This is a genomic window from Streptomyces fumanus (assembly GCF_014655295.1).
Lineage (GTDB): Bacteria > Actinomycetota > Actinomycetes > Streptomycetales > Streptomycetaceae > Streptomyces > Streptomyces fumanus.
The window spans coordinates 66,905-92,891 of sequence record NZ_BNBI01000002.1 but is presented as its reverse complement, the minus strand read 5'-3'; the positions used below and the strand labels follow the sequence as shown (position 1 = coordinate 92,891).

Annotated in this window: 30 protein-coding genes and 1 tRNA gene; 24 read left to right on the top strand and 7 right to left on the bottom strand. The window is 72.7% G+C overall.

Annotated features, from left to right (window positions below; genetic code table 11):
* Positions 1-35: 35 nt before the first annotated feature.
* Both IE316_RS04680 and IE316_RS04675 read left to right on the top strand, forming a co-directional pair.
* A complete protein-coding gene (locus tag IE316_RS04680; protein WP_190202837.1) occupies positions 36-1,610 on the top strand; it encodes an alpha/beta hydrolase in 1,575 nt (524 codons plus the stop codon).
* A 121-nt stretch (positions 1,611-1,731) separates the two neighbouring features.
* Positions 1,732-1,805, top strand: a tRNA-Thr gene (locus tag IE316_RS04675).
* A gap of 62 nt (positions 1,806-1,867) precedes the next feature.
* Here IE316_RS04675 and IE316_RS04670 read toward each other — a convergent pair.
* Together IE316_RS04670 and IE316_RS04665 are read right to left on the bottom strand one after the other, a co-directional pair.
* A complete protein-coding gene (locus IE316_RS04670; RefSeq protein ID WP_190202836.1) occupies positions 1,868-3,556 on the bottom strand; it encodes a bifunctional 3'-5' exonuclease/DNA polymerase in 1,689 nt (562 codons plus the stop codon).
* 124 nt (positions 3,557-3,680) lie between these two features.
* Positions 3,681-4,460 (bottom strand): Clp protease N-terminal domain-containing protein, encoded by a 780-nt coding sequence (locus IE316_RS04665; RefSeq protein ID WP_190202835.1) that lies wholly within the window; start codon positions 4,458-4,460, stop codon positions 3,681-3,683.
* 93 nt (positions 4,461-4,553) lie between these two features.
* Between IE316_RS04665 and IE316_RS04660 the strand changes: the two genes are divergently transcribed.
* Entirely contained in the window at positions 4,554-5,684 is a 1,131-nt protein-coding gene (locus IE316_RS04660; RefSeq protein WP_190202834.1) for a DUF2786 domain-containing protein, read from the top strand.
* Between the two features lie 92 nt (positions 5,685-5,776).
* On the opposite strand, the gene IE316_RS04655 is transcribed toward IE316_RS04660, so the two are convergent.
* Both IE316_RS04655 and IE316_RS04650 read right to left on the bottom strand, forming a co-directional pair.
* The gene (locus IE316_RS04655) at positions 5,777-6,280 is read right to left on the bottom strand and encodes a DUF4232 domain-containing protein (RefSeq protein ID WP_190202833.1); all 504 of its coding nucleotides are present in this window, start codon (positions 6,278-6,280) and stop codon (positions 5,777-5,779) included.
* Positions 6,281-6,360: 80 nt separating this feature from the next.
* Complete coding sequence (locus IE316_RS04650; protein ID WP_229910194.1) at positions 6,361-6,954, bottom strand: hypothetical protein; 594 nt, start codon at positions 6,952-6,954, stop codon at positions 6,361-6,363.
* Between IE316_RS04650 and IE316_RS04645 the strand changes: the two genes are divergently transcribed.
* Entirely contained in the window at positions 6,937-7,095 is a 159-nt protein-coding gene (locus IE316_RS04645) for a hypothetical protein (RefSeq protein ID WP_190202832.1), read from the top strand. The two genes, IE316_RS04650 and IE316_RS04645, sit on opposite strands and share 18 nt — an antisense overlap.
* A gap of 34 nt (positions 7,096-7,129) precedes the next feature.
* Here IE316_RS04645 and rpsN read toward each other — a convergent pair whose 3' ends face one another.
* Positions 7,130-7,435 carry a 30S ribosomal protein S14 gene (gene rpsN / locus IE316_RS04640; protein WP_190202831.1) on the bottom strand — a complete coding sequence of 102 codons (306 nt, stop codon included), beginning with the start codon at positions 7,433-7,435 and terminating at the stop codon, positions 7,130-7,132.
* On the bottom strand, positions 7,435-7,671 hold the full coding sequence (gene rpmB, locus IE316_RS04635) for a 50S ribosomal protein L28 (protein ID WP_190202830.1): 237 nt from the start codon (positions 7,669-7,671) through the stop codon (positions 7,435-7,437). Before rpmB ends, rpsN begins: the two co-directional genes overlap by 1 nt.
* 61 nt (positions 7,672-7,732) lie before the next feature.
* Here rpmB and rpmG point away from each other — a divergent pair, with 61 nt between their 5' ends.
* The 4 genes from rpmG to IE316_RS04615 all read left to right on the top strand — a co-directional run bounded on the left by rpmG (position 7,733) and on the right by IE316_RS04615 (position 9,795).
* A complete protein-coding gene (gene rpmG, locus IE316_RS04630; RefSeq protein ID WP_044382365.1) occupies positions 7,733-7,897 on the top strand; it encodes a 50S ribosomal protein L33 in 165 nt (54 codons plus the stop codon).
* Between the two features lie 8 nt (positions 7,898-7,905).
* Positions 7,906-8,154, top strand: coding sequence for a type B 50S ribosomal protein L31 (locus tag IE316_RS04625; RefSeq protein WP_190202829.1), 249 nt, complete (start codon positions 7,906-7,908; stop codon positions 8,152-8,154).
* Positions 8,154-9,308, top strand: a complete 1,155-nt coding sequence (locus tag IE316_RS04620) for a CobW family GTP-binding protein (RefSeq protein WP_190202828.1) — start codon at positions 8,154-8,156, stop codon at positions 9,306-9,308. Before IE316_RS04625 ends, IE316_RS04620 begins: the two co-directional genes overlap by 1 nt.
* A 217-nt stretch (positions 9,309-9,525) precedes the next feature.
* Entirely contained in the window at positions 9,526-9,795 is a 270-nt protein-coding gene (locus tag IE316_RS04615; RefSeq protein WP_190202827.1) for a DUF397 domain-containing protein, read from the top strand.
* A 134-nt stretch (positions 9,796-9,929) separates the two neighbouring features.
* Here IE316_RS04615 and IE316_RS04610 read toward each other — a convergent pair whose 3' ends face one another.
* Positions 9,930-10,433, bottom strand: a complete 504-nt coding sequence (locus IE316_RS04610; protein WP_190202826.1) for an ATP-binding protein — start codon at positions 10,431-10,433, stop codon at positions 9,930-9,932.
* A gap of 332 nt (positions 10,434-10,765) precedes the next feature.
* Here IE316_RS04610 and IE316_RS04605 point away from each other — a divergent pair, with 332 nt between their 5' ends.
* The 16 genes from IE316_RS04605 to IE316_RS04530 all read left to right on the top strand — a co-directional run bounded on the left by IE316_RS04605 (position 10,766) and on the right by IE316_RS04530 (position 25,958).
* Positions 10,766-11,602: a Sco1979 family transcriptional regulator gene (locus tag IE316_RS04605; protein ID WP_491591179.1), complete on the top strand. Its 837-nt coding sequence runs from the start codon at positions 10,766-10,768 to the stop codon at positions 11,600-11,602.
* Between the two features lie 64 nt (positions 11,603-11,666).
* On the top strand, positions 11,667-13,127 hold the full coding sequence (locus IE316_RS04600; RefSeq protein ID WP_190202825.1) for an aldehyde dehydrogenase family protein: 1,461 nt from the start codon (positions 11,667-11,669) through the stop codon (positions 13,125-13,127).
* Between the two features lie 101 nt (positions 13,128-13,228).
* Positions 13,229-13,774, top strand: coding sequence for a DinB family protein (locus tag IE316_RS04595; RefSeq protein WP_190202824.1), 546 nt, complete (start codon positions 13,229-13,231; stop codon positions 13,772-13,774).
* A 10-nt stretch (positions 13,775-13,784) separates the two neighbouring features.
* The gene (locus IE316_RS04590) at positions 13,785-14,426 is read left to right on the top strand and encodes a PadR family transcriptional regulator (RefSeq protein ID WP_190202823.1); all 642 of its coding nucleotides are present in this window, start codon (positions 13,785-13,787) and stop codon (positions 14,424-14,426) included.
* A 79-nt stretch (positions 14,427-14,505) separates the two neighbouring features.
* The gene (locus tag IE316_RS04585) at positions 14,506-15,507 is read left to right on the top strand and encodes an ATP-binding cassette domain-containing protein (protein ID WP_190202822.1); all 1,002 of its coding nucleotides are present in this window, start codon (positions 14,506-14,508) and stop codon (positions 15,505-15,507) included.
* The gene (locus tag IE316_RS04580) at positions 15,504-16,265 is read left to right on the top strand and encodes an ABC transporter permease (protein ID WP_190202821.1); all 762 of its coding nucleotides are present in this window, start codon (positions 15,504-15,506) and stop codon (positions 16,263-16,265) included. The genes IE316_RS04585 and IE316_RS04580 overlap by 4 nt, the downstream gene beginning before the upstream one ends.
* A 62-nt stretch (positions 16,266-16,327) precedes the next feature.
* Positions 16,328-17,089 (top strand): MerR family transcriptional regulator, encoded by a 762-nt coding sequence (locus IE316_RS04575; RefSeq protein WP_190202820.1) that lies wholly within the window; start codon positions 16,328-16,330, stop codon positions 17,087-17,089.
* Between the two features lie 152 nt (positions 17,090-17,241).
* A complete protein-coding gene (locus IE316_RS04570; RefSeq protein ID WP_229910193.1) occupies positions 17,242-19,128 on the top strand; it encodes an ABC transporter ATP-binding protein in 1,887 nt (628 codons plus the stop codon).
* Positions 19,128-20,642, top strand: a complete 1,515-nt coding sequence (locus tag IE316_RS04565; RefSeq protein ID WP_190202819.1) for a phytoene desaturase family protein — start codon at positions 19,128-19,130, stop codon at positions 20,640-20,642. The genes IE316_RS04570 and IE316_RS04565 overlap by 1 nt, the downstream gene beginning before the upstream one ends.
* 200 nt (positions 20,643-20,842) lie before the next feature.
* Entirely contained in the window at positions 20,843-21,601 is a 759-nt protein-coding gene (locus IE316_RS04560) for a class I SAM-dependent methyltransferase (RefSeq protein WP_190202818.1), read from the top strand.
* A 26-nt stretch (positions 21,602-21,627) separates the two neighbouring features.
* A complete protein-coding gene (locus tag IE316_RS04555; RefSeq protein ID WP_268257626.1) occupies positions 21,628-21,990 on the top strand; it encodes a helix-turn-helix domain-containing protein in 363 nt (120 codons plus the stop codon).
* A 74-nt stretch (positions 21,991-22,064) separates the two neighbouring features.
* Positions 22,065-23,090: an alpha/beta fold hydrolase gene (locus tag IE316_RS04550; RefSeq protein ID WP_190202816.1), complete on the top strand. Its 1,026-nt coding sequence runs from the start codon at positions 22,065-22,067 to the stop codon at positions 23,088-23,090.
* Complete coding sequence (locus tag IE316_RS04545; RefSeq protein ID WP_229910191.1) at positions 23,087-23,668, top strand: hypothetical protein; 582 nt, start codon at positions 23,087-23,089, stop codon at positions 23,666-23,668. The genes IE316_RS04550 and IE316_RS04545 overlap by 4 nt, the downstream gene beginning before the upstream one ends.
* Before the next feature lie 161 nt (positions 23,669-23,829).
* Complete coding sequence (locus IE316_RS04540; protein WP_190202815.1) at positions 23,830-24,012, top strand: linaridin family RiPP; 183 nt, start codon at positions 23,830-23,832, stop codon at positions 24,010-24,012.
* A 139-nt stretch (positions 24,013-24,151) separates the two neighbouring features.
* A complete protein-coding gene (locus tag IE316_RS04535; protein WP_190202814.1) occupies positions 24,152-24,991 on the top strand; it encodes an HTTM domain-containing protein in 840 nt (279 codons plus the stop codon).
* A gap of 160 nt (positions 24,992-25,151) precedes the next feature.
* The gene (locus IE316_RS04530) at positions 25,152-25,958 is read left to right on the top strand and encodes a DedA family protein (protein ID WP_190202813.1); all 807 of its coding nucleotides are present in this window, start codon (positions 25,152-25,154) and stop codon (positions 25,956-25,958) included.
* Positions 25,959-25,987 lie beyond the last annotated feature (29 nt).

The window sequence follows — 25,987 nt, the reverse complement described above, 5'->3', positions numbered from 1 at the left end:
GCGTTCGTGCCGTCGCCGAGCGTTACGCTCGCGGGATGTACTCAAGGCGCACTCATCGCAGAACCCGTACCGGTCTCGCCCTCGTCGCCGCCGCGCTGCTGGCCACCGCCTGCTCCGCGCACGGCGCCTCGACCTCCGCGAGTTCGGCGTCGGGAGCGTCACTGGCGGCCCTGCCGCGGGCCACTCCGCCGGCGCTGTCGCCGTACTACGGGCAGAAGCTGAGCTGGCGGGAGTGCGGCGTCCCCGGCTTCCAGTGCGCCACGATGAAGGCACCGCTGGACTACGCCGAGCCGGCCGGCGGTGACGTACGGCTCGCGGTGGCCCGCAAGAAGGCCACCGGACCGGGGAAGCGGCTCGGGTCGCTGCTGGTCAACCCGGGCGGTCCGGGCGGCTCGGCGATCGGCTACCTCCAGCAGTACGCGGGCATCGGCTACCCGGAGGAGGTCCGCGCCCGCTACGACATGGTGGCCGTCGACCCGCGCGGCGTGGCCCGCAGCGAGCCCGTGGAATGCCTCACCGGCCCCGCCATGGACACGTACACCCAGACCGACATCACCCCCGACGACGAGCGGGAGACGGAGCGGCTCGTCGACGCGTACAAGACGTTCGCCGAGGGCTGCGGTGCGAAGGCGCCGAAGCTGCTGCGCCATGTGTCGACCGTCGAGGCGGCCCGCGACATGGACCTGCTGCGGGCGGTCCTCGGCGACGAGAGGCTGAACTACGTCGGAGCGTCGTACGGCACCTTCCTCGGGGCGACGTACGCCGGGCTGTTCCCGGACCGGACGGGCCGGCTGGTGCTGGACGGCGCGATGGACCCCTCGCTGCCGGCCCGGCGGCTGAACCTGGAGCAGACGGCGGGTTTCGAGACCGCGTTCCGGTCGTTCGCCGAGGACTGCGTCCGGCAGACCGACTGCCCGCTGGGCGGCAGGGGCACCTCGCCCGCCCGGGTCGGCGAGAACCTCTCGGCGTTCTTCCAGAAGCTCGACGCCCGGCCGCTCCCCACCGGCGACGCGGCCGGCCGCGAGCTGACCGAGTCCCTGGCCACCACCGGCGTGATCGCGGCGATGTACGACGAGGGTGCCTGGCAGCAGCTCCGCGAGGCGCTCGGCGCGGCGACGAAGAAGAACGACGGCGCCGGACTGCTCGCGCTGTCCGACAGCTACTACGAACGCGACCCCAACGGCGGCTACAGCAACCTCATGTCCGCCAACGCCGCCGTGAACTGCCTCGACCTCCCCGCCGCCTTCTCCACCCCGGACGAGGTGCGCGACGCGCTCCCCGACTTCGAGAAGGCGTCCCCCGTCTTCGGCGAGGGCCTCGCCTGGGCCTCCCTGACCTGCGCGTACTGGCCGGTCCAGCCCTCCGGTGAGCCGCACCGCATCGTCGCCGCCGGGGCCGCCCCGATCATCGTGGTCGGCACCACCCGCGACCCCGCCACCCCGTACCGGTGGGCCCGCGCCCTGGCCCGCCAGCTCTCCTCCGGCCGCCTCCTGACCTACGACGGCGACGGCCACACCGCCTACGGCCGCGGCAGCACCTGCGTCGACTCCACGATCAACGCCTACCTCCTGCGGGGCACCGTCCCACCGGACGGCAAGCGCTGCTCGTAGCCGGACGCGGCACCGGCCCGGCCCCCGTACCGCCCCCGAGGGGCCGGGGGCCGGTACGGAGCACCCTTCGAAACTGTGTAGACTTACCGCGTTGCTGATCGCACCATGGTGCGGACAGCGCGCCGCCTTAGCTCAGATGGCCAGAGCAACGCACTCGTAATGCGTAGGTCTCGGGTTCGAATCCCGAAGGCGGCTCTTCTCAAACCCAGCCCGGACAGTGTCCGAGCTGGGTTTTTCCGTTCAGTGGCGGTCTCGGCTCACTTGGCGTCCGCGTAGCAGTCGACCACCGCTGTGGTGAAGGGGAAGCGGACCGGGGTGTCGCCGAAGGTGAGGCGGCCCGCCAGGGAGGCCGCCTCGCGTATCGCCGTGACGACCGCGTCGGCTTCCGCCGCGGGGCAGTGGACGATGACCTCGTCGTGCTGGAAGAAGACCAGCTCCGCGGCGGTCGTCGCACAGGCGCGGCGCAGGGCGGCCAGCATCAGCAGGGCCCAGTCGGCCGCGCTGCCCTGGACGACGAAGTTGCGGGCGAAACGGCCCCGGGCGCGGGCGTCCGTCGAGGCGTAACCCGGCACCCAGTCCTGCTGCGGCCCGTCGGGCGCCTCCTCCTGGGGCAGGCCCGCCTCTCCGCCGGGGTCGTCGCCCGGCCGGGCCGCCGGTGGGCAGGTGCGGCCGAGCCAGGTGCGGACCAGGCGGCCCTCCTCGCCCGCGCGGGCCGCGTCGTCGACGTAGGCCACGGCCCGGGGGAAGCGGCGGCGGAGCAGGGCGAGGTTCTTCAGGCCGTCGCCGGAGGTCTGCCCGTAGACCGCGCCGAGCACGGCGAGCTTGGCCTGGTCGCGGTCGCCCGCGAAGGCGCGGTCGGAGACGGACTGGTAGAGGTCGCTCTCCCGGCCCGCGACCTCCATCAGGCCGGGATCGCGGGAGATCGCGGCCAGCACGCGCGGTTCCATCTGGTCGGCGTCCGCGACCACCAGCTTCCAGCCCGGGTCGGCGACCACGGCCCGGCGGATCACCTTGGGGATCTGCAGGCCGCCTCCGCCGTTGGTCACCCAGCGTCCGCTCACCGTGCCGCCGGCCAGGAACTCGGGGCGGAACCGGCCGTCCCGCACCCAGTCCTGGAGCCAGGACCAGCCGTGGGCGACCCAGATCCGGTACAGCCTCTTGTACTCGATCAGCGGTTTCACCGCCGGGTGGTCGACGGACTCGATCTCCCAGCGGCGGGTGGAGCGGATCCTGATGCCGGCCCCCGCGAACGCCTTGACCACGTCCGCCGGCAGATCGGGCCGGACCCGGCGGCCGAACGCGGCGGAGATCTCGTCGGCCAGCTCGGCCAGCCGGCGCGGCTCGCCACCGCCCGCGTACCGCTCGCCGAGCAGGTCGTGCAGGACCTCGCGGTGCACGTCGGCCCGCCACGGCAGCCCCGCGCGGTTCATCTCGGCGGCGATCAGCATCCCCGCCGACTCGCTCGCCGTCAGCAGCCGCATCCGGTCGGGGTGCTCGGCGCGGTCGTGCCGGCGCTGCTGCTCGGCGTAGACGGCGACCAGGTCCGCCAGCGGCAGCGGGACGCCCTCCGGCTCGAACAGGGACGACTGCGCGCCCGGTGCGGCGGCGCGCTGCGGCGGGTCGGGCGGGACCGGGCCGCCACGCAGCCGGGCCAGGGCGGCGGCGGCCGAACGCGGCTCCCCGTACCGCCCCTCGTGGCCGAGCAGGAGGGTCTCGGCGTCCTCGATGTCGTAGCACCGCTCCACCCGCACCCCCGCGGCGAGCAGGCGCGGATAGACCTCGGCGGTGGACCGCCACACCCACCGCGCGACCTCCGGGCGGGCGCGGACGGCCTTGGCGGGGCCGGGCTCCCGGCGCACCGGCCCGGCGGGCAGCCCGTCGGGGCCGAGGGGGGCGACCTCCACGCCGCCGTCCTCGGCCACGGCGAGCACCCACCGGTCGGCCATACCGGGAGTGTCGCAGCAGGGTCTGACAATGGCCTTGCGAGGCGGCGGGGTGTCGCTTCCGTGGTCGGTTCCGAGGTCAGCTCTGCTATCGGTTCCGCGGTCAGCTCCGCTGTCGGTTCCGCTGTCAGTTCGGCTCCGGGTGCTCCTCGGTTCCCGCCTGCGTCCCCGTCTCCGTCCCCGCCTTCGTGGACTGCAGGAACTTCGACAGCATCTCGACGACGTACGTCTCCACCCCGGCCTTCTGGAGGCCGACGCCGCTGAGTACGCCCTGGCCGTTCTCGTGTTCGAGGAGGGCGAGGAGGAGGTGTTCCGTGCCGACGTAGTTGTGGCCGAGGCGGAGGGCCTCGCGGAAGGTGAGTTCCAGGGCCTTCTTGGCGCCGGGGCCGTACGGCACCAGCTCCGGGACCTGCTCGGCGGCCGGCGGCAGCGCGGCGAGGGCCGCCTCGCGGACCGCGTCCAGGGTGACGCCCTGCGCGGTGATCGCCTTGCAGGCGAGGCTGTCGGGTTCGTGGAGGAGTCCGAGGACGAGGTGCTCGGGGGTGCCCTCGGCGTTGTGCGCGGCCTTGGCCTCGTTGTGCGCGGCCATCACCACGTTGCGCGCGCGGGGCGTGAAGCGGCTGAAGCCCTGCTCGGCGTCGAGGTCGGTGGTCTCCTTGGGCACGAAGCGCTTCTGGGCGGCCTGCCGGGTGACCCCCATCCTCCTGCCGATCTCCGTCCAGGAGGCACCGGAACGCCGGGCCTGGTCCACGAAGTGGCCGATGAGGTGGTCGGCGACCTCCCCCAGGTGCTCGCCGGCGATGACGGCGTCCTGGAGTTGTTCGAGCGGCTCGGCGTGCACCTTCTTGATGGCCGCGATCAGGTCGTCGAGGCGTACGGATGACGTGATGCTCGGGTTGGTCGACATGTGTCAACCGTAGGTTGCGCTTGGCGGAGCGTCAACCCCGGGTTGACACCCAGGGGAGAGAGACGGTCGGGCCGGGCGTGGCACCATCGCGGGGTGAGCACGCCCAGCACCGTCGACCGCGCCTTCCGGACCGCCCTGTACGACACCACCGACGCCGCCCTCGACACGGCGGCGTCCCTGCTCGCGGCCGACCCGGCGGCCGACGCCGAGGTGGCCCGGCGGGGCGAGGAGTTCCTGGCCGCGGCCTGGCGGCGGCACTGGCAGCCCGCCGATGTCGTACGGGTCGTGCGGCGGGAACTGGACGACGTCCATGTGCGGCTGGCCGCCGAGCTGATCCGGGCGCAGGCGGCGCACGACCGGCCGCGCGGGCCCCGCTGGACGGCGCAGGTGGACGCCCTGCCGGCGCCCGGTCCGGCCGCGCGCCCCGACCGGTTCGCGCACGCCACCGCCGTACTGGAGCTCTACCGGCTGCTGCTGCGCCTGCCCGACCTCGAACCCCTCGACGCACCCGGCGGCCCGCGGTCCCGCCCGGAGGCCGGGCCGGGGGCCGGTGCGGAGTCCCGTTCGCTCGCCCGTATCCGGGCCCTGCTGGCCAAGGCCGAGGCGACCGGGTATCCGGAGGAGGCGGAGGCGCTGAGCGCCAAGGCGCAGGAGCTGATGGCCCGGTACAGCGTGGACGAGGCGCTGCTGGCGGCCCGCGCGCCCGCGCCCGACGCCCCCGGCGCCTGCCGGATCGGGGTCGAACCGCCGTACGAGCAGGCCAAGGCGGTGCTGCTGGACGCGGTGGCCGACGCCAACCACTGCCGGGCGGTGTGGAACGAGCCGTTCGGCTTCTCCACGGTGGTCGGTTTCGAGGGCGACCTCCAGGCGGTCGAACTCCTCTACACCTCGCTGCTCGTGCAGGCCGAGACGGCGATGACCAGGGCGGAGGCGGCCCAGCGGGCGGGCGGCAGGAAGCGGACCAAGAGCTTCCGGCAGGCGTTCCTGGCGGCCTACGCGCACCGCGTCGGCACCCGGCTGCGCGCCGCCGCCGAGGCGCCGGTGAGCGACGACCTGCTGCCGGTGCTGGCCTCCCGCGAGGTCGCGGTCGCCGACCGCCTGGAACGGATGTTCCCGGCGACGACCACGACCCGGCTGCGCGGCACCGCCGACGCGGCGGGCTGGACCGAGGGCTCCCGCGCGGCGGACCGGGCCCAGGTCACGCCGCGGCGCCCACTGCCGTAGTCCGGCCTCCACTGCCGCAGACCGGCCTCCACCGGGCCACACCGGTCCCCGGCGATCCCCGCCGGCCCCCTCGGCCCCGGTCGGCGCGCCCCTCAGTCGCCCGCCGGGGCGAACGCGCTCACCGTCGCCTTCCCCTCGACCGACCCGTACGTCCACTCCAGGTCGTGCGTCCCCTCGGCACCCGGCAGGGCGAAGCGGGCCTCCTTCACGGCGGGGTCCCCGGCGGCGCCCCGGACGTAGGTGATGGTGAAGGCGGCGGGCGTGTCCCGGTCCAGGCGGAGTTCCTGGGCGGAGGCGCCCTCGTCCGGGCCGAGCTTCTCGGTGGCGTCGCCCGTCACGAGCGTGACCTCCGGGAAGCCGTCGAGGACGCAGGCCGAACCCCGGTTGGTGAGGGTCACGGTGACGGTGCCGGTGTCGCCCGCGGCCGGCGCCGGGCTCGCCGCGACGTCCACGTCGGCCTTGGCGAGCCGGCAGGCGGCCGTGGCGCCCCGGTCGTCGCTGCCGCCGCCCCCGTCACCGCCCTCGTCGGAGCAGGCGGTCAGGAGGAGTGCCGCGAGGGCGCAGGCGACGAGGCCGAACGGTCGGGTGGTGCGCATGTGTTCTGAGGTTCCTTCGGTGCTTGCGGGATGTAAGAGAGTGAAGGGATCGAGGTGCGGAGACGTGTCCCGGGCCGGGTTCAGGAGCCCGGACCCGCCGTCGGCAGGCCGCTCGGGAGTTTTCCGCCCTCCGCGCGGGTGTACGTCTCCGTGCCGACGCCGCCCCTCCAGTCCACCACGAGCGTCGAGGAGCCGATCGACTCCACCGTGCCGGCGGCCCGGTCGTCGTTGCCGTCGGTGCAGGTGAGGCGGATGGTACGGGAGCCGGTCGCGGTGCCGCCGCACACGGTGCCGCCCGTGGCGAAGAGGCCGGCCCGTTCGCCGGTGACCACCAGGGCGACCGCCTTGCCGTCGGTGGTGGCGAGCCAACTGCCCTCCAGCCCCTCGGGCGAGGCGGACGGGGAGGACGGGGAAGCCGAACCAGAACCGCCCGCGCCACCGTTCCCGACACCGCCCGACCCCGACCCGGACCCGGACGGCGACCCGGACCCGGACCCGGACGGTGCCCCGGTCCCGGACCCGGACGGTGCCCCGGACGCCGTGCCCTCCGACCCCCCGCCGGCGTCGCACGCCGTCGCCGTGAGGGTCACCGCGCCCGCCAGGACCGCGGCCAGCGCCGCACCCCGCAGGCGCGGGGCGAGGCAGGCGGCCCGCCGGTGCCCGGCACGCGGCACGGACCCCGCTGCGTACGCCTCGCCGCCGACCGCTACCACGTCGCCACCGCCACCGCTACCGCCGTCACTGCCGTCGCCGTCACCGCCACCGCCGTCACTGCCGTCGCCGTCACCCACGTCACCACCAGCTCCAAGCCGTAGCAGGCGTCCAGGTCGCCCCCATGACAGCCGCAAGCTACCAGGACGCCTTGCGCACCCCCGGAAGATGCCCGGCGTGCGCCCGCTCCCGCAGGCCGACGCGGGACAGCCCGAAGGTCCGGTAGTAGCCGCGCGGGCGTCCGTCGACCTGGTCGCGGTTGCGCACGCGCGTGGCGCTGGCGTCGCGGGGCTGGCGGCGCAGCTCGGCCTGCGCGGCGAGACGTTCGGCGTCGGTCGAGGACGGCCGGCGGATGATCTCCTTCAGCTCGGCGCGGCGGGCGGCGTAGCGGGCGACGGTCCGCTGCCGCTGCTCGTTCTTGGCGATCTTGCTCTTCTTCGCCATCAGACCCGCCCTCCGCGCGCGCGGATCCGGGCCACGGCCGCCTCGACGCCGATGGTGTCGATCAGCTTGATCGCCCGGGCGCTGAGCCGCAGCCGTACGTACCGGTTCTCGCTCGGCAGCCAGTAGCGCTTGGTCTGGATGTTGGGGTCGAAGCGGCGGGAGGTGCGCCGGTGGGAGTGCGAGACGCGGTTGCCGAAGCGGGGCTCGGCGCCGGTCAGCATGCAGTGCGCGGACAAGGTGATCCACCTCTCCTCAGTCGGAGTCGTTAATGGCAATCATTTTCAGTAAGGTACCAGCATGGCACGCAACGAACTCCGTCCGGTGATCAAACTGCGGTCCACCGCCGGGACCGGCTTCACCTACGTCACCCGCAAGAACCGCCGCAACGACCCCGACCGGCTGACCCTGCGCAAGTACGACCCGGTCGCCGGCCGCCACGTCGACTTCCGAGAGGAGCGCTGACCACCGTCATGCGCAAGGGAATCCACCCCGAGTACCGCCCGGTCGTCTTCCGCGACCGCGCCGCGGGCTACGCCTTCCTCACCCGCTCCACCATGACCAGCGAGAAGACGATCGAGTGGGAGGACGGCCGCACCTACCCGGTCGTCGACGTCGAGATCTCGAACGTCAGCCACCCCTTCTACACCGGCACCGCCCGCGTCCTGGACACCGCCGGACGCGTGGAGCGCTTCGAGCGCCGGTACGGGAAGCAGGGCTGATGCTTCCCGTCGTGATCGTCGGCGGACTGCACGCCGACGCCCGCAAGGCGGCCGTGCGCCGGTTGCTGACCGATGTCCCCGGCAGCGTCGTCCTCCACCACGACCTCGCGACGGCCGCCGCGGGCACGGTGGTGCGCACCGTCCGGGACGCCGGCGGCATCCTCGCCGCCGGCGAGGCCCCGCTGGTGAACGACTGCGCCTGCTGTGCCCTGCGCGAGGACCTCGTCCCCGAGCTGCGGCGCCTGGCCGAGGCCGGGACCGTGCCGCTCGCCGTCGTCGAGCTGTGGGACTCCGTCGAGCCCAAGGCCATGGCGGAGGTGGTCGCGGCCGGCGGCCTCACCGTCACCGGCGTGCTCACCGCCGTCGACCCGGCGCTGGTGCTGCCGTACCTCGGCAACGGCGACGACCTCGCCGAGGGCGGCCTCGCCGCCGCCGCCACCGACCGGCGGACCGTCGCCGACACCTTCGCCCGGCAGGTGGAGTACGCCCCCGTGCTGGCCGTCGCCGACTCCCCGGAGGCCGACGACGAGGACCGCGAGCTGCTGGCCCAGCTCCATCCGACCGCCCGCCGGGTCCCGATCGGCCCCGGTGGCCCGGCGGACCCCGGCGCGGGGGACTCCGCGCTCGCGCGGGCCGCGCTGGCCGGGTTCGACGTCGAGGCCGCGGCGGCGGCCCAGCACCCGGCCTGTGCGCTGCTGCCCGCCGAGGCCGACGCGCACGGCGTCACCACCGTGGTCTGGCACCGCCGCCGCCCCTTCCACCCGGAGCGGCTCCACCAGGCGCTGGAGGAGCTGACCTGTGCCGCCGTCCGCAGCCGGGGGCGGTTCTGGCTGGCCGACCGGCCGGACACGCTGCTGCACTGGGACGCCGCGGGCGGGGCCCTGTGCCTGGAGGGCGCGGGTCCGTGGCTCGCCTCGCTCCCGGACGCGGCCTGGGACCTCGTCCCGCCGGTGCGCCGGGCCGCCGCCGCGCTGGACTGGCACCCCGAGCACGGCGACCGCTGCCAGCACCTGGTCTTCACCTCGCCCGGCCTCGACCGCGAAGGGCTGCTCCGGGTCCTGGAGTCCTGCCTGCTGACCGATGCCGAGTACGCCGCCGGGCGGGAGTCCTGGAAGCGGCTGCCGTCCGCCTTCGACACCCTGCTGGAGGTCTGACGGACGCGGATATTGTTGCATGATCAACGGAATCGAGGGCAGGCGCGGGAACGGGAGTCGCTGACACAGCGTCCAAGAGGTCGAGTCTGTAACCACGGGGCCACCCCCCGTGCACGTGCATCTGCTCGCGCATCTGCACATGAACAGAGTTATGATCCGGTTCAGTTGACCATGCATCAACGGCCTCACCAGGCCGGTGCACACCGGGGAGCGACCTGTGAACCACGACGTGTACGACGTTGACGACGCGTCCGGCGTGTACAACGGCATCGCCGCCACCGAGCTGCACGGCGTGGCCTGGCAGAAGAGCCGGCACAGCAACTCGCAGGGCTCCTGCGTGGAGTTCGCCCGGCTGCCCGGCGGGGACGTGGCCGTGCGCAACTCCCGCTTTCCGGACGGCCCCGCGCTCGTCTACACCCGCGCGGAGATCGAGGCCATGCTGCTGGGTGTGAAGGACGGGGAGTTCGACCACCTCGTCGTGGGCTGAGCCCCGGCCCGGCCCGGATGGCCGGCACGGCCACCGGTCACCTCACGGTGGACCGTCACGACGAGAGCGGCGGCCGTGCCGGAACGTACCGCGACGCGCGTAGAGCCCCGCCGCCGGAAAGGCCCCGCGCCCGATCACTCGCCGGACGGACGCGGCAACCGGAACAGCGCCCAGACGACCTTGCCGTGCAGGGTGCCGGCCAGCGGGTGCCAGCCCCAGCCGTCGCTGAAGGACTCCACCAGGAACAGGCCGCGGCCCGACTCCGCCGCGAAGTCGTCCGCCCCGCCCGCCACCGGACCGTCGTGGCTCGGGTCGCGCACCGCGCACACCAGCCGCTCGGTCCAGCGCATCAGGTGCAGCCGCACCGGCCCGTAGGGGTCCCCCGGCAGGGCGCCGCCGGCCGGCAGCGCGTGCCGCAGGGCGTTGGTGACGAGTTCGGAGACCACCAGGCACACGTCGTCGAAGCGGTCGCCGATGTCCCAGGCGTCGAGGGTGCCGAGGGTGAACCGGCGGGCCTCGCGCACCGCTTCGTAGCGGGGTGGCAGGGCGCAGGAGGCGGCGTTGGACACGGCCGCGGGGTCGAGCGGCGGAAGGCCCTGCCGTATCGGCTCGAGCATGGTCGATCCATTCGTCCCCATGCGAGGCACTCCCGGAATTCGCGGTCGTAGCGATGCGGCGCGGTGGTGCGGGTCCATGTTTTCGGACGCGCGGAGCAGATGCAAGAGCGGATGCACGTGCACGTGACCGAATTGGACCTGCCCGTACCGCTTGTTGGTCAAATTTTCCGCCATCTTCACCTCCTCGACGGCCCGTCCCCTTGCCCGTTCGTTGCCCGGTCCTGTGCGTTTTCGTTGGCCGAACTCCGTTTCCGTAACCGGGCGAGTACAGCTAGGAGTGTTTTAGTGGCAGACTGCGGCCCTTAAGACGGTTGGGGAGGCTGGCGAAGGTGAGCGCGGGAGAGCCCGGATCGGTGGTGCGGCGCATGCTGCTCGGATCACAACTCAGGCGACTGCGTGAGGCACGGGGCATCACGCGCGAGGCGGCGGGATACTCGATCCGCGCCTCGGAGTCGAAGATCAGCCGGATGGAGCTGGGCCGGGTGAGCTTCAAGACGAGGGACGTCGAAGACCTCCTCACGCTGTACGGCATCACCGACGAGCAGGAGCGCGACTCCCTGCTGTCGCTGGCCAAGGAGGCCAACGTCGCGGGCTGGTGGCACAGTTACTCGGACGTGCTGCCGAGCTGGTTCCCCACCTACGTGGGCCTGGAGGGCGCGGCCTCGCTGATCCGCGTCTACGAGGTGCAGTTCGTGCACGGGCTGCTGCAGACGCCGGAGTACGCCCGCGCGGTGGTGCGCCGGGGGGCGCGGGAGGCGAGCGAGGCGGACGTCGAGCGCCGGGTGGCGCTGCGTCTGGAGCGGCAGAAGTACCTGGTGGCCGAGAATGCTCCCGAGTTCCACATCGTGCTGGACGAGGCGGCGCTGCGCCGGCCCTACGGCGACCGCGAGGTGATGCGCGGACAGCTCCAGCACCTGATCGAGATGTCGGAGCGGCCCAATGTGCGCCTGCAGGTGATGCCGTTCGGCTTCGGCGGGCACTCCGGGGAGTCCGGCGCCTTCACGATCCTCAGCTTCCCCGAGTCCGACCTGTCGGACGTGGTCTACCTGGAGCAGCTCACCAGCGCGCTGTACCTGGACAAGCAGGAGGACGTCGCCCAGTACGAGAAGGCGCTCAAGGAGCTGCAACAGGACAGCCCGGGCCCGGGGGAGAGCCGGGACGTCTTGCGGGGGCTGCTCCAACTCATCTGAAACATCTATACGATGACACCCCATCAGGCGGCTCGTCACGGCAGCTAGGGGATTGAGGAATCACATGTCGTCGTACTTCACCGACCTCGCCCAGCAGTACATCGACGGCGAGTGGCGCCCGGGCACCGGCTCCTGGGACATCATCGACTTCAACCCGTACGACGACGAGAAGCTGGCGTCGATCACGATAGCCACCGTCGACGAGGTGGACGCCGCCTACCGGGCCGCCGCGCGGGCGCAGCGCGCGTGGGGGGCGACCAACCCCTACGCCCGCCGCGCGGTGTTCGAGAAGGCGCTGCGGCTGGTCGAGGAGCGCGAGGGCGAGATCACCGAGGCGATCATCGCGGAGCTGGGCGGCACCCGTACCAAGGCCGCCTTCGAACTGCACCTCGCCAAGGAGTTCCTGCGCGAGGCGGTCCACCTCGCGCTGCGCCCCGAGGGCCGGATCATCCCGTCCCCGGTCGACGGCAAGGAAAACCGGGTCTACCGCGTCCCGGTCGGTGTCGTGGGCGTCATCAGCCCGTTCAACTTCCCCTTCCTGCTCTCCCTGAAGTCGGTCGCCCCGGCGCTCGCCCTCGGCAACGGCGTCGTCCTCAAGCCGCACCAGAACACCCCGATCGTCGGCGGCACCCTGGTCGCCAAGATCTTCGAGGACGCCGGTCTGCCCGGCGGCCTGCTCAACGTGGTCGTCACCGACATCGCGGAGATCGGCGACGCCTTCCTGGAGCACCCGGTCCCGAAGGTCATCTCCTTCACCGGCTCCGACAAGGTCGGCCGGCACGTCGCCACCGTCTGCGCAGCGCAGTTCAAGCGCACGGTGCTCGAACTGGGCGGCAACAGCGCCCTGGTGGTCCTGGACGACGCCGACATCGACTACGCGGTGGACGCCGCCGTCTTCAGCCGGTACGTCCACCAGGGCCAGGTCTGCATGGCCGCCAACCGGGTGCTGGTCGACCGGACGATCGCGGACGAGTTCACCGAGAAGTTCGTCGCCAAGGTGAAGACCCTCAAGGCCGGCGATCCCCGGGACCCTCAGACCGTCATCGGCCCGGTGATCAATTCCCAGCAGGCCGAGTCCCTCACCGGCGTCGTGGAGCAGGCCCTCGCCGAGGGCGCCACCGCCCTGGTGCGCGGCGGCCGCACCGACAACCTGGTCGAGCCGTCCGTCCTGACCGGCCTGCCCGAGGGCTCGGACCTGCTCCAGCAGGAGGTCTTCGGCCCGGTCGCCTTCCTCGTGCCGTTCGACGGCGAGGAGGAGGCGGTACGCCTGGTCAACGACACCCCGTACGGGCTGAGCGGCGCCGTGCACACCGCTGACGTGGAGCGCGGCGTGAACTTCGCCAAGCGGATCGACACCGGCATGTTCCACGTCAACGACGGCACCGTGCACGACGAGCCGATCGTGCCGTTCGGCGGCGAGAAGCACTCCGGCGTGGGCCGCCTCAACGGCGACGCCATGCTGGACGCCTTCACCGCCCTGAAGTGGATCTCCGTGCAGCACGGCCGCAGCGGCTTCCCGTTCTGATCCCGGCCGCCCTCGCGGACAGCACCTGACCGCGAGGGTCCGTAGCGTCGTCGGTGTCAGCGGGGCCGAGCGCCCCCGATCCCGACGAAAGGCGGCCGGTCATGGTCACCCACGTACGAGCCGAGGCCCAGGGCGACGAGCGGGGGGCGCTGCTGTCCTTCCTGGCCGAGCAGCGCGGCGGCATCCGCCGCTCGGTGCTCGGGCTGACCGAGGAACAGGCGGCCGCACGCCCCAGCGCCAGCGAGCTGTCCCTGGGCGGGCTGCTCAAGCACGTCGCCGAGGTCGAGCAGACCTGGATCGCCCGCGCCAAGGGCGAACCGCCGGCCGTCCACCGGGACGAGTCCAACTGGCACGAGTGCTTCGTCCTGACCGGGGACGAGACGGTCGCCTCGCAGCTCGCGTACTGGGCGGAGGTGGCCGCCGAGACGGAGGCGTTCGTCCGCGCGGTGTCCAGCCTGGACGACACCTTCCCGCTGCCGGACGCCCCCTGGTTCCCGCCGGACGAGCGGGTCTCGGTGCGCTGGCTCTGTCTGCACCTGATCCGCGAGACGGCCCGCCACGCGGGCCACGCCGACATCATCCGCGAGTCCCTCGACGGCGCCTCGGCCTGGGACCTGGTGGCCAGGGAGCAGGCCGCGCCCGCCTAGGCTGGACCGCATGTCAGTGATCCGTCTGCTGGTGCTCGGCGCGGTCCGCCAGCACGGGCGGGCCCACGGGTACCAGGTGCGCAACGACCTGGAGTACTGGGGCGCGCACGAGTGGTCCAACGCCAAGCCCGGCTCCATCTACCACGCGCTCAAGCAGATGGCGAAGCAGGGGCTGCTGCGCGCCCACGAGACCGCCCCGTCCACCGCGGGCGGCCCGCCGCGCACCGAGTACGAGATCACCGAGCGGGGCACCGAGGAGTACTTCGCCCTGCTGCGCGAGTCCCTGACCGCCTACGACCAAAAGCCCGACGTCCTCTCCGCCGGACTGGGCTTCATGGTCGACCTGCCCCGCGCGGAGGTGCTGGCGCTGCTGGAGGAGCGGGTGCGGGCCATCCGGTCCTGGCGCGCGGCGGTCACCGAGCACTACACGCCGGCGGAGGGCCCCGGCCCGCTCGGGCACATCGGCGAGATCATGGAGTTCTGGGTGCACTCCGCCGACACCGGCGCCGACTGGACCCTGCGCCTGGTCGAGCGCATCCGGGGCGGCGCGTACACCTTCGCCGGCGAGGGCGAGCCGTTCGTCGGCGTACTGGGCGAGGGCGAGGAGAACCCGTACGCGACGGGGGAGCGGCACGCGGGAGATCTCGGCTAATCAAGTTTGACCAATGCTGTCCGCAGGGATATCGTCCCCCTGTAGTCAAGTTTGACTAATCGAGGGAGGGGGCCTCTCCGTGGCCGACGCGGCGATCACGGTCGAAGGAGCACACAAGCGGTATGGCGGGAAGCGCGCGCTGGACGGGCTGGACCTGACGGTCGCGCGGGGCACGGTGCACGGGGTGCTCGGCCCCAACGGCGCCGGCAAGACCACCCTGGTCCGGGTCCTGGCCACCCTGTTGCGGCCCGACGCGGGCCGGGTCGAGGTCGCCGGGCACGACGTCGTCACCGACGCGTACGCCGTACGGATGCGCATCGGGCTGCTCGGCCAGCACGCGGCCCTCGACGAGGAGCTGGGCGGCCGGCAGAACCTGGAGCTGTTCGGCCGGCTGCACCACCTGGGCGCGAAGCGGGCACGCGCGCGTGCCGGCGAACTCCTGGAGCGCTTCGCCCTCACCGACACCGGGCGCAAACCGGTCAGCGCCTACAGCGGCGGGATGCGCCGCCGGCTGGACCTGGCCGCGTCCCTGCTCACCGAGCCGGAGGTGCTCTTCCTGGACGAACCCACCACCGGCCTCGACCCCCGGGGCCGCGCCGAGGTCTGGGACTCCGTCCGCTCCCTGGTCGGCGGCGGTACGACGGTCCTGCTGACCACCCAGTACCTGGAGGAGGCCGACCAGCTCGCCGACCGCGTCTCGGTCGTCGACGCCGGCCGGGTGGTCGCCGACGGCACCCCCGACGAGCTGAAGGCGGCCACCGGGGGCGACCGCGTCGACGTGGTGCTGCGCGACGCCGGGCAGCTCGGCACCGCCGCCGCCCTGCTGGCGCTGCCCGGCGTCCGCGTGGACGCCGACCGGCGGTTGCTCAGCGCCCCGGCCACCGACCGGATGGCGACGCTCTCCCGGGTGGTGCGCACCCTCCAGGAGGCCGGTATCGAGGCGGCGGACATCGCGCTGCGCCGCCCGACCCTGGACGAGGCGTTCCTGCACCTCACCGGCGGCCCCTCCCCGGACCACCAGCCCGCCTCCGGCCACTCCGCCTCCGGCCACCTCGCCGACGGCACGAAGGAGCCCGTATGACCGCGTACGCGCTGACCGACTCCTGGACCATGACCCGCCGGGAGCTGGCCCGCTGGGCCCGGCGGCCGGTGGCGGTCGTGGTCAACCTGGTCTTCCCGGTCATGATGCTGCTGATGTTCGGCTACCTGGTCGGCGGCGGCCGGGGCGTGGCCGGCGACTACCTCGACTACCTCGTCCCCGGGATGCTCGCCCTCACCATGGCCTTCGGCCTGGAGGGCACGATGGTCGCGGTCACCCAGGACCTGGACAAGGGCGTCGTCGACCGGTTCCGCGCGATGCCCATGGCCGACGGCGCGGTGCTGGTCGGCCGCGCGGCCGCCGACATGCTCCAGTCGGCGCTCGGCCTCGCGGTGATGATCGCGGTGGCGTCCGCGCTGGGCTGGCGGGCCGAACGCGGCCCCGGTCCGTTCCTGGCCGCCGTGGGACTGCTGCTGCTGTTCCGGTTCGCCATGCTGTGGATCGGCATCCACCTGGCCCTGGTCGCCGGGAGGCCCGAGCTGGTGCAGGCGGTGCAGATCCTGGTCTGGCCGGTCGGCTTCCTGTCCAACGCCTTCGCCGCGCCCGGCACCATGCCCGACTGGCTGGGCACCGTGGTCCAGTGGAACCCGATGTCCCAGACCGCCACGGCCGTACGCGACCTGTTCGGCGGCCCCGGCGGGGAGCCCGGCCACGTCTGGGCCGCCGTCGCCTGGCCGCTGGCCCTGCTGGCGGTGTTCTTCCCGCTGGCGGTACGGCGCTTCGCCCGCCTCGACCGATAAGGGCTTGCACCTCACGTCGCGTGAGGCGGCAGCGTGGTGGGCGTCAGGAGAAAGGGGCGGAAGTGAGCTACTCCGTGGGACAGGTCGCCGGGTTCGCCGGGGTGACGGTGCGCACCCTGCACCACTACGACGAGATCGGCCTGCTCGTGCCGGGCGAGCGCAGCCGCGCGGGGCACCGGCGCTACCGCGACGCCGACCTCGACCGGCTCCAGCAGATCCTGTTCTACCGGGAGCTGGGCTTCCCCCTCGACGAGGTCGCCGTGCTGCTCGACGACCCGGACGCGGACCCGCGCGCGCACCTGCGCCGCCAGCACGAGCTGCTGACCGCCCGGATCGAGAGGCTGCGCAAGATGGCGGCGGCCGTGGAACAGGCCATGGAGGCACGCAGGATGGGCATCGATCTCACCCCCGAGGAACGGTTCGAGGTGTTCGGGGAGAAGGACCCCGAGCAGTACGCCGAGGAGGCGGAGGCACGCTGGGGCGGCACCGAGGCGTACGCCGAGTCGCAGCGCCGGGCCGCCTCCTACACCAAGGAGGACTGGCAGCGCATGCAGGCCGAGGTGGCCGACTGGAGCGAGCGCTACGGCGCGCTGATGGCCGAGGGGGAGCCCGCGACCGGCGAGCGCGCCATGGCCCTGGCCGAGGAGCACCGGCGGCACATCGGCGCCTGGTTCTACGAATGCTCGTACGAGATGCACAAGAACCTCGCCGACATGTACGTCGCCGACGAGCGCTTCAAGGCGTACTACGACTCCCTGCGCCCCGGCCTCGCGGAGCACCTGCGCGAGGCCGTGCACGCCAACGCGGACCGCCGCCGGGGGTGAGCCGTACCGGAAGGTGACTAATTTTCGGGTGCCGGCGGACGGCCTGCTTCACCTGCGTTCCGCAGCCGTCCGCCGGTCAATTTACCCATAACTTTAAGATCACCCCCCGTGTTAGCTTCGATCGCCTTGACCGCACAGCGGGGGGAGCGTTCGTGGCGAGTCACCTGGTGGGCGCGGGCCCGGCGGCCGTGGCGGCGCCCGGCACCGGATCGGTCGCGAGCGTGGCCCGGCGGCACACCGGGCCGCTGCTCACCGGGGTGCTGCTCGGCCTGCTGGGCGTCGCCGCCTCGCTCGCCCAGCCCTGGGCCATCGGCGAGTTGATCGCGGCGGCGGCCCGGGACGCCCCGATGACCGGCCCCGTCGCCCGGCTCGCCGGCCTCTTCTGCGCCGGGGCCCTCTGCTCCGCGCTCCAGGCGTACGCCATCGGGCGGGCCGGCGAGAACATCGTCCTCGACGTCCGCCGGACCCTGGTCGGGCGGCTGCTGCGGGCGGACCTCACCGCGTACGCGAGGCAGTCCCAGGGCGACATCCTCACCCGCGCGGTCACCGACACCTCGCTGCTGCGGATCGCCCTGTCGCAGAGCCTCGCCCAGGTGATCGTCAGCGGCGCCACCGTCGTCGGCGGGGTGGTGCTGATGTTCCTCATCGACACCTGGCTGATGGTCATCACCCTGAGCTGCCTGGGCGCCGCCGGCGCCCTGTCCGTGGCGCTGGCCCGCAAGCTGCGCCGGGCCGCGCTGCGCAACCGGGCCGACACCGGCGCGTTCGCCGCCGGTCTCCAGCGGGTGCTGACCGCGCTGCCCACCGTGAAGGCGTCCCGCGCCGAGTCCCGCGAGGCCGGCCGCATCGGCCGGCTCGCCGCCACGGCACGCGAGTCGGGCCTGCGGGTCAACGCCTGCAACGCCCTGCTGACACCGGCCATGAACGTCGGCACGCAGGGCGCGCTGGCCGTCGTGGTGGGCGTCGGGATGTCCTGGGTGGCCCGGGGCAGGATGGACATGGCCGACCTGACCACGTTCATCATGTACCTGTTCCAACTGGTGTCGCCGCTGGTGACGTCGGTCATGGCGGTGGGCCAGTTCGTACAGGGCCGGGCCGCCGTCGAACGGGTGGACGAGCTGGCCCGGCTGCCCCAGGAGACGGACACCCCGGCCGAGCCCACGCAGCTCGCCCCGACCGCCCCGTACGCCCCGCTCTCCCCGCACCACCCGGCGGTCGAGTTCCACAACGTCCGCTTCACCTACCGCCGAGGCCGGCAGGCGCCCCGGACCACCCCGGTCCTGGACGGCGCCTCGTTCAGCGTCCCGGCGCGGGGACTGACGGCGGTGGTCGGGCCCTCGGGCGCCGGGAAGACCACCCTGTTCCAGCTCATCGAGCGGTTCTACCCGGTCGACGGCGGCCGGGTCCTGCTCGGCGGGCGGGACATCGCGACCCTGCCCCTCGACACCGTCCGCGGCCTGGTCGGCTACGTCCAGCAGGACAGCGCCGCGCTGCGCGGCACCATCCGGGAGAACCTCACCTACGCCCGCCCCGACGCCGACGAGGACGCGGTCCGGGAGGCGGTGGAGATGGCCGGGCTGGCCCCGGTGATCGCCCGCCTCCCGGACGGCCTCGACACCGAACTCGGCGACCAGGGCAGCGGCCTCTCCGGCGGCCAGCGCCAGCGCCTGTGCATCGCCCGCACCCTGCTCCAGCGCCCGGCGGTCATGCTGCTGGACGAGGCCACCTCCCACCTGGACGCCGACACCGAGCGGGAGGTCCGGGACGTACTGCGCCGGATCTCCCGGCGGTGCGCGGTGATCGCCGTCGCGCACCGGATCTCCACGGTGATCGACGCCGACCGGATCGTGGTGCTGGACGGCGGCCGGGTCCGGGCCACCGGCGTCCACCAGGACCTGATGGCCCGCGACGAGCTGTACCGGCGCCTGGCCGGTTCCCAACTGCGACCCGGACCGGGTGCCGCCGTCCCGGCTCCCGACCGCGCCCCGATCCCATCGCCACCGTCCCGGCTCCGGCCCGTCGACCGTGAGGAGCGGTAGTGACCAGCACCGATGTCGCCATCGTGGGCACCGGACCCAACGGCCTCGCGGCCGGCGTGGTCCTGGCCCGCGCCGGACTGCGCGTGGAACTGCACGAGGCGGCCGACACCATCGGCGGGGGACTGCGCACCGCCCCGCTGTTCGACTCCGGTGTCGTGCACGACCTCTGCTCCGCCGTCCACCCCATGGCCGCCGCCTCCCCGTTCTTCCGCGCCTTCGACCTGGCGGCCCGCGGGGTCGAACTCCTGTGCCCCGAGATCAGTTACGCCCATCCGCTGGACGGCGGCCGGGCCGCCCTGGCCCACCGCTCGCTGGACCGGACCTGCGCGGACCTGGGCGCCGACGGCCCCGCCTGGCGGCGCCTGATGGAACCGCTGCTGGAGCGCAGCGAGGCCGTCGTCGACCTGGTGCTGTCCGGACAGCGCGCCCTGCCCCGGGACCCGGCGGCGGCCCTGCTGCTGGCCCGCCGGGTGGCGCTGCACGGCAGCCGGTTCGGCGCCGCCCGCTTCCGGGGCGAGGCGGCGCCCGCCCTGCTCACCGGGGTCGCCGCGCACGCCGTGGGCAGGCTGCCGAGCCTGGCGTCCGCGGCGGTGGCGATGCTGCTGGGCCACCTGGCGCACGGGACGGGATGGCCGCTGCCGCGCGGGGGCAGCGGGCGGATCGCCCAGGCGCTGGCCGAGGACATCACCGCGCACGGCGGCGTCTTCCACACCGGGCACCACGTGCGGGACCTGGCCGAACTCGGCGGCGCCCGCGCGGTGCTGCTGGACACCGGCCCCAAGGGCTTCCTCGCCCTCGCCGGCGACAGGCTGCCCCGCGGCTACGCCCGCGCCCTGGAGCGGTTCCGCTACGGGCCGGGCGCCGCCAAGGTCGACTTCCTGGTCTCCGAGCCCATCCCGTGGGCCGACCCGGCGGTGGGCCGCGCCGGGACCGTGCACCTGGGCGGCAGCCACGCCGAGACGGTGCGCCAGGAGACGGCCAACGCCCGGGGCGTCCGCACCGGCAGGCCGTTCGTCCTGCTGGTCGACCCGGCGGTGGCCGACCCCGGCCGCGCCCTGCCCGGCAAGCGCCCCGTGTGGGCGTACGCGCACGTGCCGAACGGCGACCCCACCGACCCCTACGAACTGGTCCGCGCCCGCATCGAGCAGTACGCCCCCGGCTTCTCGGACACCGTCCTCGCCCACCGCTCCGTGCCCGCCGCCGCGTACGAGGCGTACAACCCCAACTACGTCGGCGGGGACATCGGCGCGGGCGCGATGACGCTGTACCAGAGCCTCGCCCGGCCGGTCCCGCGCCTCGACCCCTACCGGACCCCGCTGCCCGGCGTCTTCCTGTGCTCGGCGGCCACCCCGCCGGGCCCCAGCGTGCACGGAATGTCGGGATACCTGGCCGCGCTCTCCACCCTGCGGCATTGTTTCGGGACATGTGCCGTACCGGACCTGGCGTCCGGTTCGACACGACTTGCATTCGGTACGGAAAAATCCCCACGGAATATCCATGGTGGGGCCAAATAACGTTTGGTACGGTGAAGACAACGAAGTCCCCCACAGGCTCCGTTGAGGCGTTACCGCGTGCTGTCTGACTAACCGCGCGGACGGTCGCGCAGTATTCCGCGACCGGTGCGGCCGGTATCCCGTAATTGACCGGTTCCACCTCCTCGGCTTCATGACGCTCCCATCGGTACGGCAGTGGGGACAGCGCGAGGGGAATAGCTGTGGAAACCGGAGTTGAAGATATAGGGTACGGCAGGCAGTTCGAAGGCTGGTACGACCGCCTGATCCCGGACGACAGGGTCACCGCCGAGGCCGTGCGGGGCCTGCGGGACCGCCATCCCGCACCCGGGGCGGGAACACTCGAATTCGGCGTCGGGACCGGGCGGATCGCCCTTCCGCTCTCCCGGAGCGTGGGCCCGGTGACCGGCGTGGACTCCTCCCCGGAGATGCTGGCCGCGCTGCGCGCCAAGCTGCCGGACGGCGGGGACGTCACCCCGGTGCACGGGGACATGCGCACCTACACCTCGAAGTCGCGCTACGCACTGGTCTACGCGGTCTGCGCGACCCTCTCCTGCCTGACCACCCCCGAGGACCAGCGGCGGGCCGTGCGGCGCGCGGCCGACCTGCTCGCACCCGGCGGCCGGCTGGTGCTGGAGACCCACAACAAACCGGCCATCCTCGCACTTCACGAGGGTCGCGCCCGCACCACGTACTTCGTGCCGTACCCGGAGCCGGGGACCGGCGTGCAGACCCACTCGACCCTGCTCGACGGGGACCTGTGGCAGTGCTCGCACATCCTCTACCAGAGCGACGGCACCACCCGGGTCGGCACCGAACTCACCCGGCTGACCACCCCGGACGACATCGACGGCTACGCCCGCGCGGCCGGCCTGGAGCCCGAGTCCCGCATGTCGCGCTGGGACGGCACCCCCTACAGCGAAGGGGCACCCCTGTTCATGTGCAGCTACGTCAGAGCCTGAGCGCACCACACACAGACGCGGTCGGCATGAGGGGGTTGCACGTGGGGCGTCCGCCAGTACTTCCGGTAGACAAGAAACTCGGCCTGGTGGTCAGGGTGATGAGCGGCGAACTGTCGGCGGCGGAAGCCGCACGGGAAGCGGGAGTGTCCGAGCAGTCGGTGTCCAACTGGCGCCGGCAGTTCATCGAGGGAGGCCGGAACGGCCTCGCCGGAGAGAGCGGAAAAGACACCGGGGAAGCATCCCGGGTGGCCGAGCTCACTCAAGAAAACGCCATGCTGAAAACAATGATCGCAGAACTCTACATGGAACTGCGGAAGTATGGCAGAAGCGCCGCCGTACGCCCGCCGCAGCCCCGGGGGAAAACCCGCCCGGGACGCCTGGTCAATTAACTCGTTAATTGATCCGGGAATAGCGTGTTAGCGTTTTTTCGCAGACAGTCACTTCACATCACGGGGGAGGGAATGTGGCGTCTTTGGAACGCCAGTTCGCCGCCGGTCTCGCGGGACTGGCCGGCGCGAGCCTTCTGACCGGTGCGGTCACCCGATTCACCGGCGCACGGGAGCGTGCGCGCCGCTGCATGCTGCACGAGCGCCCGGACGGGGGCCTCGTCGAGGTCGACGTCCACGTCCCCGCCGGGGCCGAACGCGCCGTCCTGCTCGACAACGGCATGGGCGCGCCCCAGGAGTACTGGGACTGGATCTGCGGCGCGCTCCCCGAGGACATGGGGTACGTCCGCTTCAACCGCCCCGGCTACGGGCTCAGCACCCAGGACACCCGGTACGGCCTGGAGCCGCACTTCGAGCTGCTCCAGGAGCTGCGCGACACCTACCTGGCCGGCCTCCCGGCCGTCCTGGCGGGCCACTCCCTGGGCGGCTACCTGGTCGCGGCCTACGCGTCGCTGCACCCGGACGCGGTGCGGGGCGTCACCCACGTGGTCATGATCGACGCCACCGAGGTGGTCAGCCTGCGCCACGCCCGCCGCACCGACGTCGACCGCTGGTCCCACCAGCGGATGATCATGGAGCAGGTGTGGGCGGCCACCGGCCTGTCGGTGTTCCGCCCCGCGATGAACGTCAACCAGCAGTACCGCCCGGAGGTCAACCGCAGCTACCGGGCGTTCCTGGCCACCCCCCGCACCTGGGCCACGGCCCACCGGGAGTACCGGGACGCCATGACCTACCCGGAACTGCGGGAGCTGGACTGCCCGCTGACCGTCGTCACGGCGGAGAACAACATCGGCGACAACGCCCTGCACGCCGGCATCCAGGCCAGGCTCGCGGTGATCTCCGAGCGGGCCCGGCACCACTTCGTCGACGGCTCCGACCACGAGTCGCTGCTCGCCGTGCGGCGGCACGCCGAGGAGGTGGCCGAGCTGATCGCCGGCGCACCGCCCGCGACCCCGCTCGGCCGGTCCTGGCGGCCGTCCACCAAGGCGGAGCGGGGCGCCGGGGACGGCGCGGCACGGAAGGAAGAGTTGACGCGTTCATGAAAATCTCGACCGAGTACGTGAAGACCGCCGCCGTCACCACGTCGATCGCCGCGTGGCTGGTCGCGACCGCCGTGGCTCAGGTCCCCGAGCAGCGCTTCGACGGCCTGCTGCGCCGCGGCAAGTTCCGCATCCCGACGCCGAACTGGCGCTTCTTCGGCCCCAACCCCGGCATCAAGGACAACCACCTGCTCTACCGCGACCTCACCGACGGCCGGCCCGGCGAGTGGACCGAGGTCCCGATCGTGCAGGACCGCCCCTGGTACGCGCTGGCCTGGAACGCGCGCAACCGCAGCCCCAAGGCCCTGTTCGACGCCACCCAGCACACCCTGGCCCAGGCGGTCGCCTTCGGCTCGGCGGTGCTCCCGGTGACCACCGCCTCCGGGTACCGGCTGCTGGCCCGCTACATCCAGATGCACCTGCCGCACGCCGAGGGCGCCTCGCACAGCCAGTTCATGCTGCTGCACTCCTACCCCACCAGCCCCGAGGACCGGCAGATCGAGCCCGTCTTCGTCTCCCTGGAATTCCCGCTGGACGGGGACGTCACCCCGGCCGGCGCCCCCTACCGGGCCGCCGCCTGACCCGTCGACCAGCCCCCTCGACCGGAAGCCGCGCGCTCACCCGGCACTCCGCTGCCGCGTGAGTCCGCGCCCTCCCGCCGAACGGCTGGAGACCCGAAAAGAAAAACCCAGAGAAACCAGAAGAACCAGAGAAACCAGAGAAACCAGAGAAAGAGGAAGCAATGTCTCTTGTGGCCGACTTCGCCAACACCGAGCTGGCGGACGTGCAGCCGGGCCGTATCGGCAACGACGCGACCCCCACCATGCTCACCCCGCTGGCCACCCTCGCCACCCCCGAGGGCGTCGCCGTGACCTGCGCGACCGCGTACGCGCTGAACGAGATCACGAACGACCTCGCGGGCTGACCGGGCGGCCGGCCCCATCTCGCCGGCCCCGCCTGACCCCTAGGTAGAAGACGGCGGCACGGTACGCCCGATACGCATACCGTGCCGCCGTTTCTTCCGGTCCACCGTACTCGCCTCACACCAACGGGAGCACCCATCCATGTTCCTCAGCGCTCCGCCCGAGGTCACGGCACGCCGAGTGGCCTCGCTGGGTACGCTGGTCTCCGCACTGGAAATGCTGAGCCAGTCGCGCAAGTTCGAAGACGGCGAAATGCTGAGCGGCCAGGTGGCGAACACCCGCCCCAAGTTCGCCAGACGCTTTCCCCGGCTGACCCGCGCCCTGGAGTCCAAGAAGGCGGCCGTCGCCCTCTACGGCATCCAGGCGGGTGCTTCCGCCGCCACGCTGATCTGGGGCCACAAGCGCGCGGTCCGCACGGCGGGCAGCGCCGTCCTGGCGGTGACGGGCGCGGCCGGACGGGTCCGCTCCCCCTTCGGCGGCGACGGCGCCGACCAGCTCCAGCAGGTGATCAACGTCGTCCTCGCGGCGACCGGCACCTTCAAGGACGGCGAGCAGGCCCGTGATGTGGCCATGCGCGCGCTGGCCCTGGAGACGACCATCTCCTACGTGGCCTCCGGCGTGGTCAAGCTGGTCTCCCCGGTCTGGCTCAGCGGCGAGGCGTTCACCGGGGTCATCCGCACCCACAACTACGGCGACCAGCGCGTCTACCGTCTGGTCCACCGGTACCCGCTGCTGGGCAGGCTGGTGACCTGGGGCACGATCGCCGCGGAGGTGTCCTTCCCGCTGGTCTTCGTACTGCCCAAGCCCGCGGCCCGGGCCTACCTCGGCTCGATGACCCTGTTCCACCTCGGGATCGGCCAGTTCATGGGGCTCAACCGCTTCGTACTGGCCTTCGGCGCCACCCACCCGGCGCTGCTCTACGTCTTCGCCCGGAACGAGCAGCGGCCCGGACCGGCCGCCGAGGCCCTGGCGGCGGCCTGACACCGGGGGCGTGGCGGGGGGCCGGGCGCGGTCCCCAGGTTTCCCACGGGCACCACACAGGGCATGCTGGGTACCCCCATGGAACCTGGGCCCCTACGGCTGCGTTGTACGTTTGGGCAGCCAGCCCCCGCCCACCCCCCAGTGCAGGAGCCACAAACCCGTGACCACGCTTGCGCTCGGCCCCGAGTGGCTGAGCCCGGACTACCTGATCGAGACCTTCAGCCTCGCCGGCATCCTGCTGATCGTCTTCGCCGAGTCCGGACTCTTCGCGTTCCTGCCCGGCGACTCGCTGCTGTTCACCGCGGGCCTGTTCGTGGCCCAGGGCCAGTACATCAGCCAGCCGCTGTGGCTGGTGTGCGCCCTGATCGTGCTGGCCGCCGTCCTCGGTGACCAAGTGGGCTACATGATCGGCAAGTTCTTCGGTCCCAGGCTCTTCAGCCGCCCCAACTCCAGACTCTTCAAGCAGGAGAACCTGGAGAAGGCCCACGAGTTCATGGAGAAGTACGGTCCCAAGGCGATCGTGCTGGCCCGCTTCGTGCCGATCGTGCGCACCTTCGCCCCCATCGTGGCGGGCGCCGGCCGCATGAAGTACCGCACCTTCCTCACGTTCAACGTGATCGGCGGTGTCGCCTGGGGCACGGGCGTGACCCTCGCGGGCTACTGGCTCGGCCAGATCGAGTTGATCCGGACCAACGTCGAGGCGATCCTCGTCCTGATCGTCCTGGTCTCGGTCGTCCCGATCGCCATCGAGTACCTCCGCGAGCGCGCCAAGAAGAAGCGCGCCGCCGCGACCCCGCCCCCGGCGGCCCCGCAGCCCCCGTACCCGATGACGGACCAGGCCACCACCCAGCTCCGCCGCATCGACCCCTACCAGCACCCCCAGCAGCAGCCCTACGCCCAGCAGTACCCCCAGCAGCCCTACCACCAGAACAACGACCAGTACCCGTACAACAACCAGGGCTACTGACCAGCGCCCCCAAAGGGGCGCGGGGAACT

Bases quoted from the DNA above. Each gene is read 5' to 3' on its own strand.
- IE316_RS04535 (WP_190202814.1), top strand. From the start codon at position 24,152: ATGTTCCTCAGCGCTCCGCCCGAGGTCACGGCACGCCGAGTGGCCTCG.
- IE316_RS04540 (WP_190202815.1), top strand. From the start codon at position 23,830: ATGTCTCTTGTGGCCGACTTCGCCAACACCGAGCTGGCGGACGTGCAG.
- rpsN (WP_190202831.1), bottom strand. From the start codon at position 7,435: ATGGCGAAGAAGAGCAAGATCGCCAAGAACGAGCAGCGGCAGCGGACC.
- IE316_RS04665 (WP_190202835.1), bottom strand. From the start codon at position 4,460: ATGTCGACCAACCCGAGCATCACGTCATCCGTACGCCTCGACGACCTG.
- IE316_RS04610 (WP_190202826.1), bottom strand. From the start codon at position 10,433: ATGGGGACGAATGGATCGACCATGCTCGAGCCGATACGGCAGGGCCTT.
- IE316_RS04625 (WP_190202829.1), top strand. From the start codon at position 7,906: ATGCGCAAGGGAATCCACCCCGAGTACCGCCCGGTCGTCTTCCGCGAC.
- IE316_RS04580 (WP_190202821.1), top strand. From the start codon at position 15,504: ATGACCGCGTACGCGCTGACCGACTCCTGGACCATGACCCGCCGGGAG.
- IE316_RS04620 (WP_190202828.1), top strand. From the start codon at position 8,154: ATGCTTCCCGTCGTGATCGTCGGCGGACTGCACGCCGACGCCCGCAAG.
- IE316_RS04590 (WP_190202823.1), top strand. From the start codon at position 13,785: ATGTCAGTGATCCGTCTGCTGGTGCTCGGCGCGGTCCGCCAGCACGGG.
- IE316_RS04600 (WP_190202825.1), top strand. From the start codon at position 11,667: ATGTCGTCGTACTTCACCGACCTCGCCCAGCAGTACATCGACGGCGAG.
- rpmG (WP_044382365.1), top strand. From the start codon at position 7,733: ATGGCACGCAACGAACTCCGTCCGGTGATCAAACTGCGGTCCACCGCC.
- IE316_RS04595 (WP_190202824.1), top strand. From the start codon at position 13,229: ATGGTCACCCACGTACGAGCCGAGGCCCAGGGCGACGAGCGGGGGGCG.
- IE316_RS04545 (WP_229910191.1), top strand. From the start codon at position 23,087: ATGAAAATCTCGACCGAGTACGTGAAGACCGCCGCCGTCACCACGTCG.
- IE316_RS04655 (WP_190202833.1), bottom strand. From the start codon at position 6,280: ATGCGCACCACCCGACCGTTCGGCCTCGTCGCCTGCGCCCTCGCGGCA.
- IE316_RS04680 (WP_190202837.1), top strand. From the start codon at position 36: ATGTACTCAAGGCGCACTCATCGCAGAACCCGTACCGGTCTCGCCCTC.
- IE316_RS04670 (WP_190202836.1), bottom strand. From the start codon at position 3,556: ATGGCCGACCGGTGGGTGCTCGCCGTGGCCGAGGACGGCGGCGTGGAG.
- IE316_RS04555 (WP_268257626.1), top strand. From the start codon at position 21,628: ATGAGGGGGTTGCACGTGGGGCGTCCGCCAGTACTTCCGGTAGACAAG.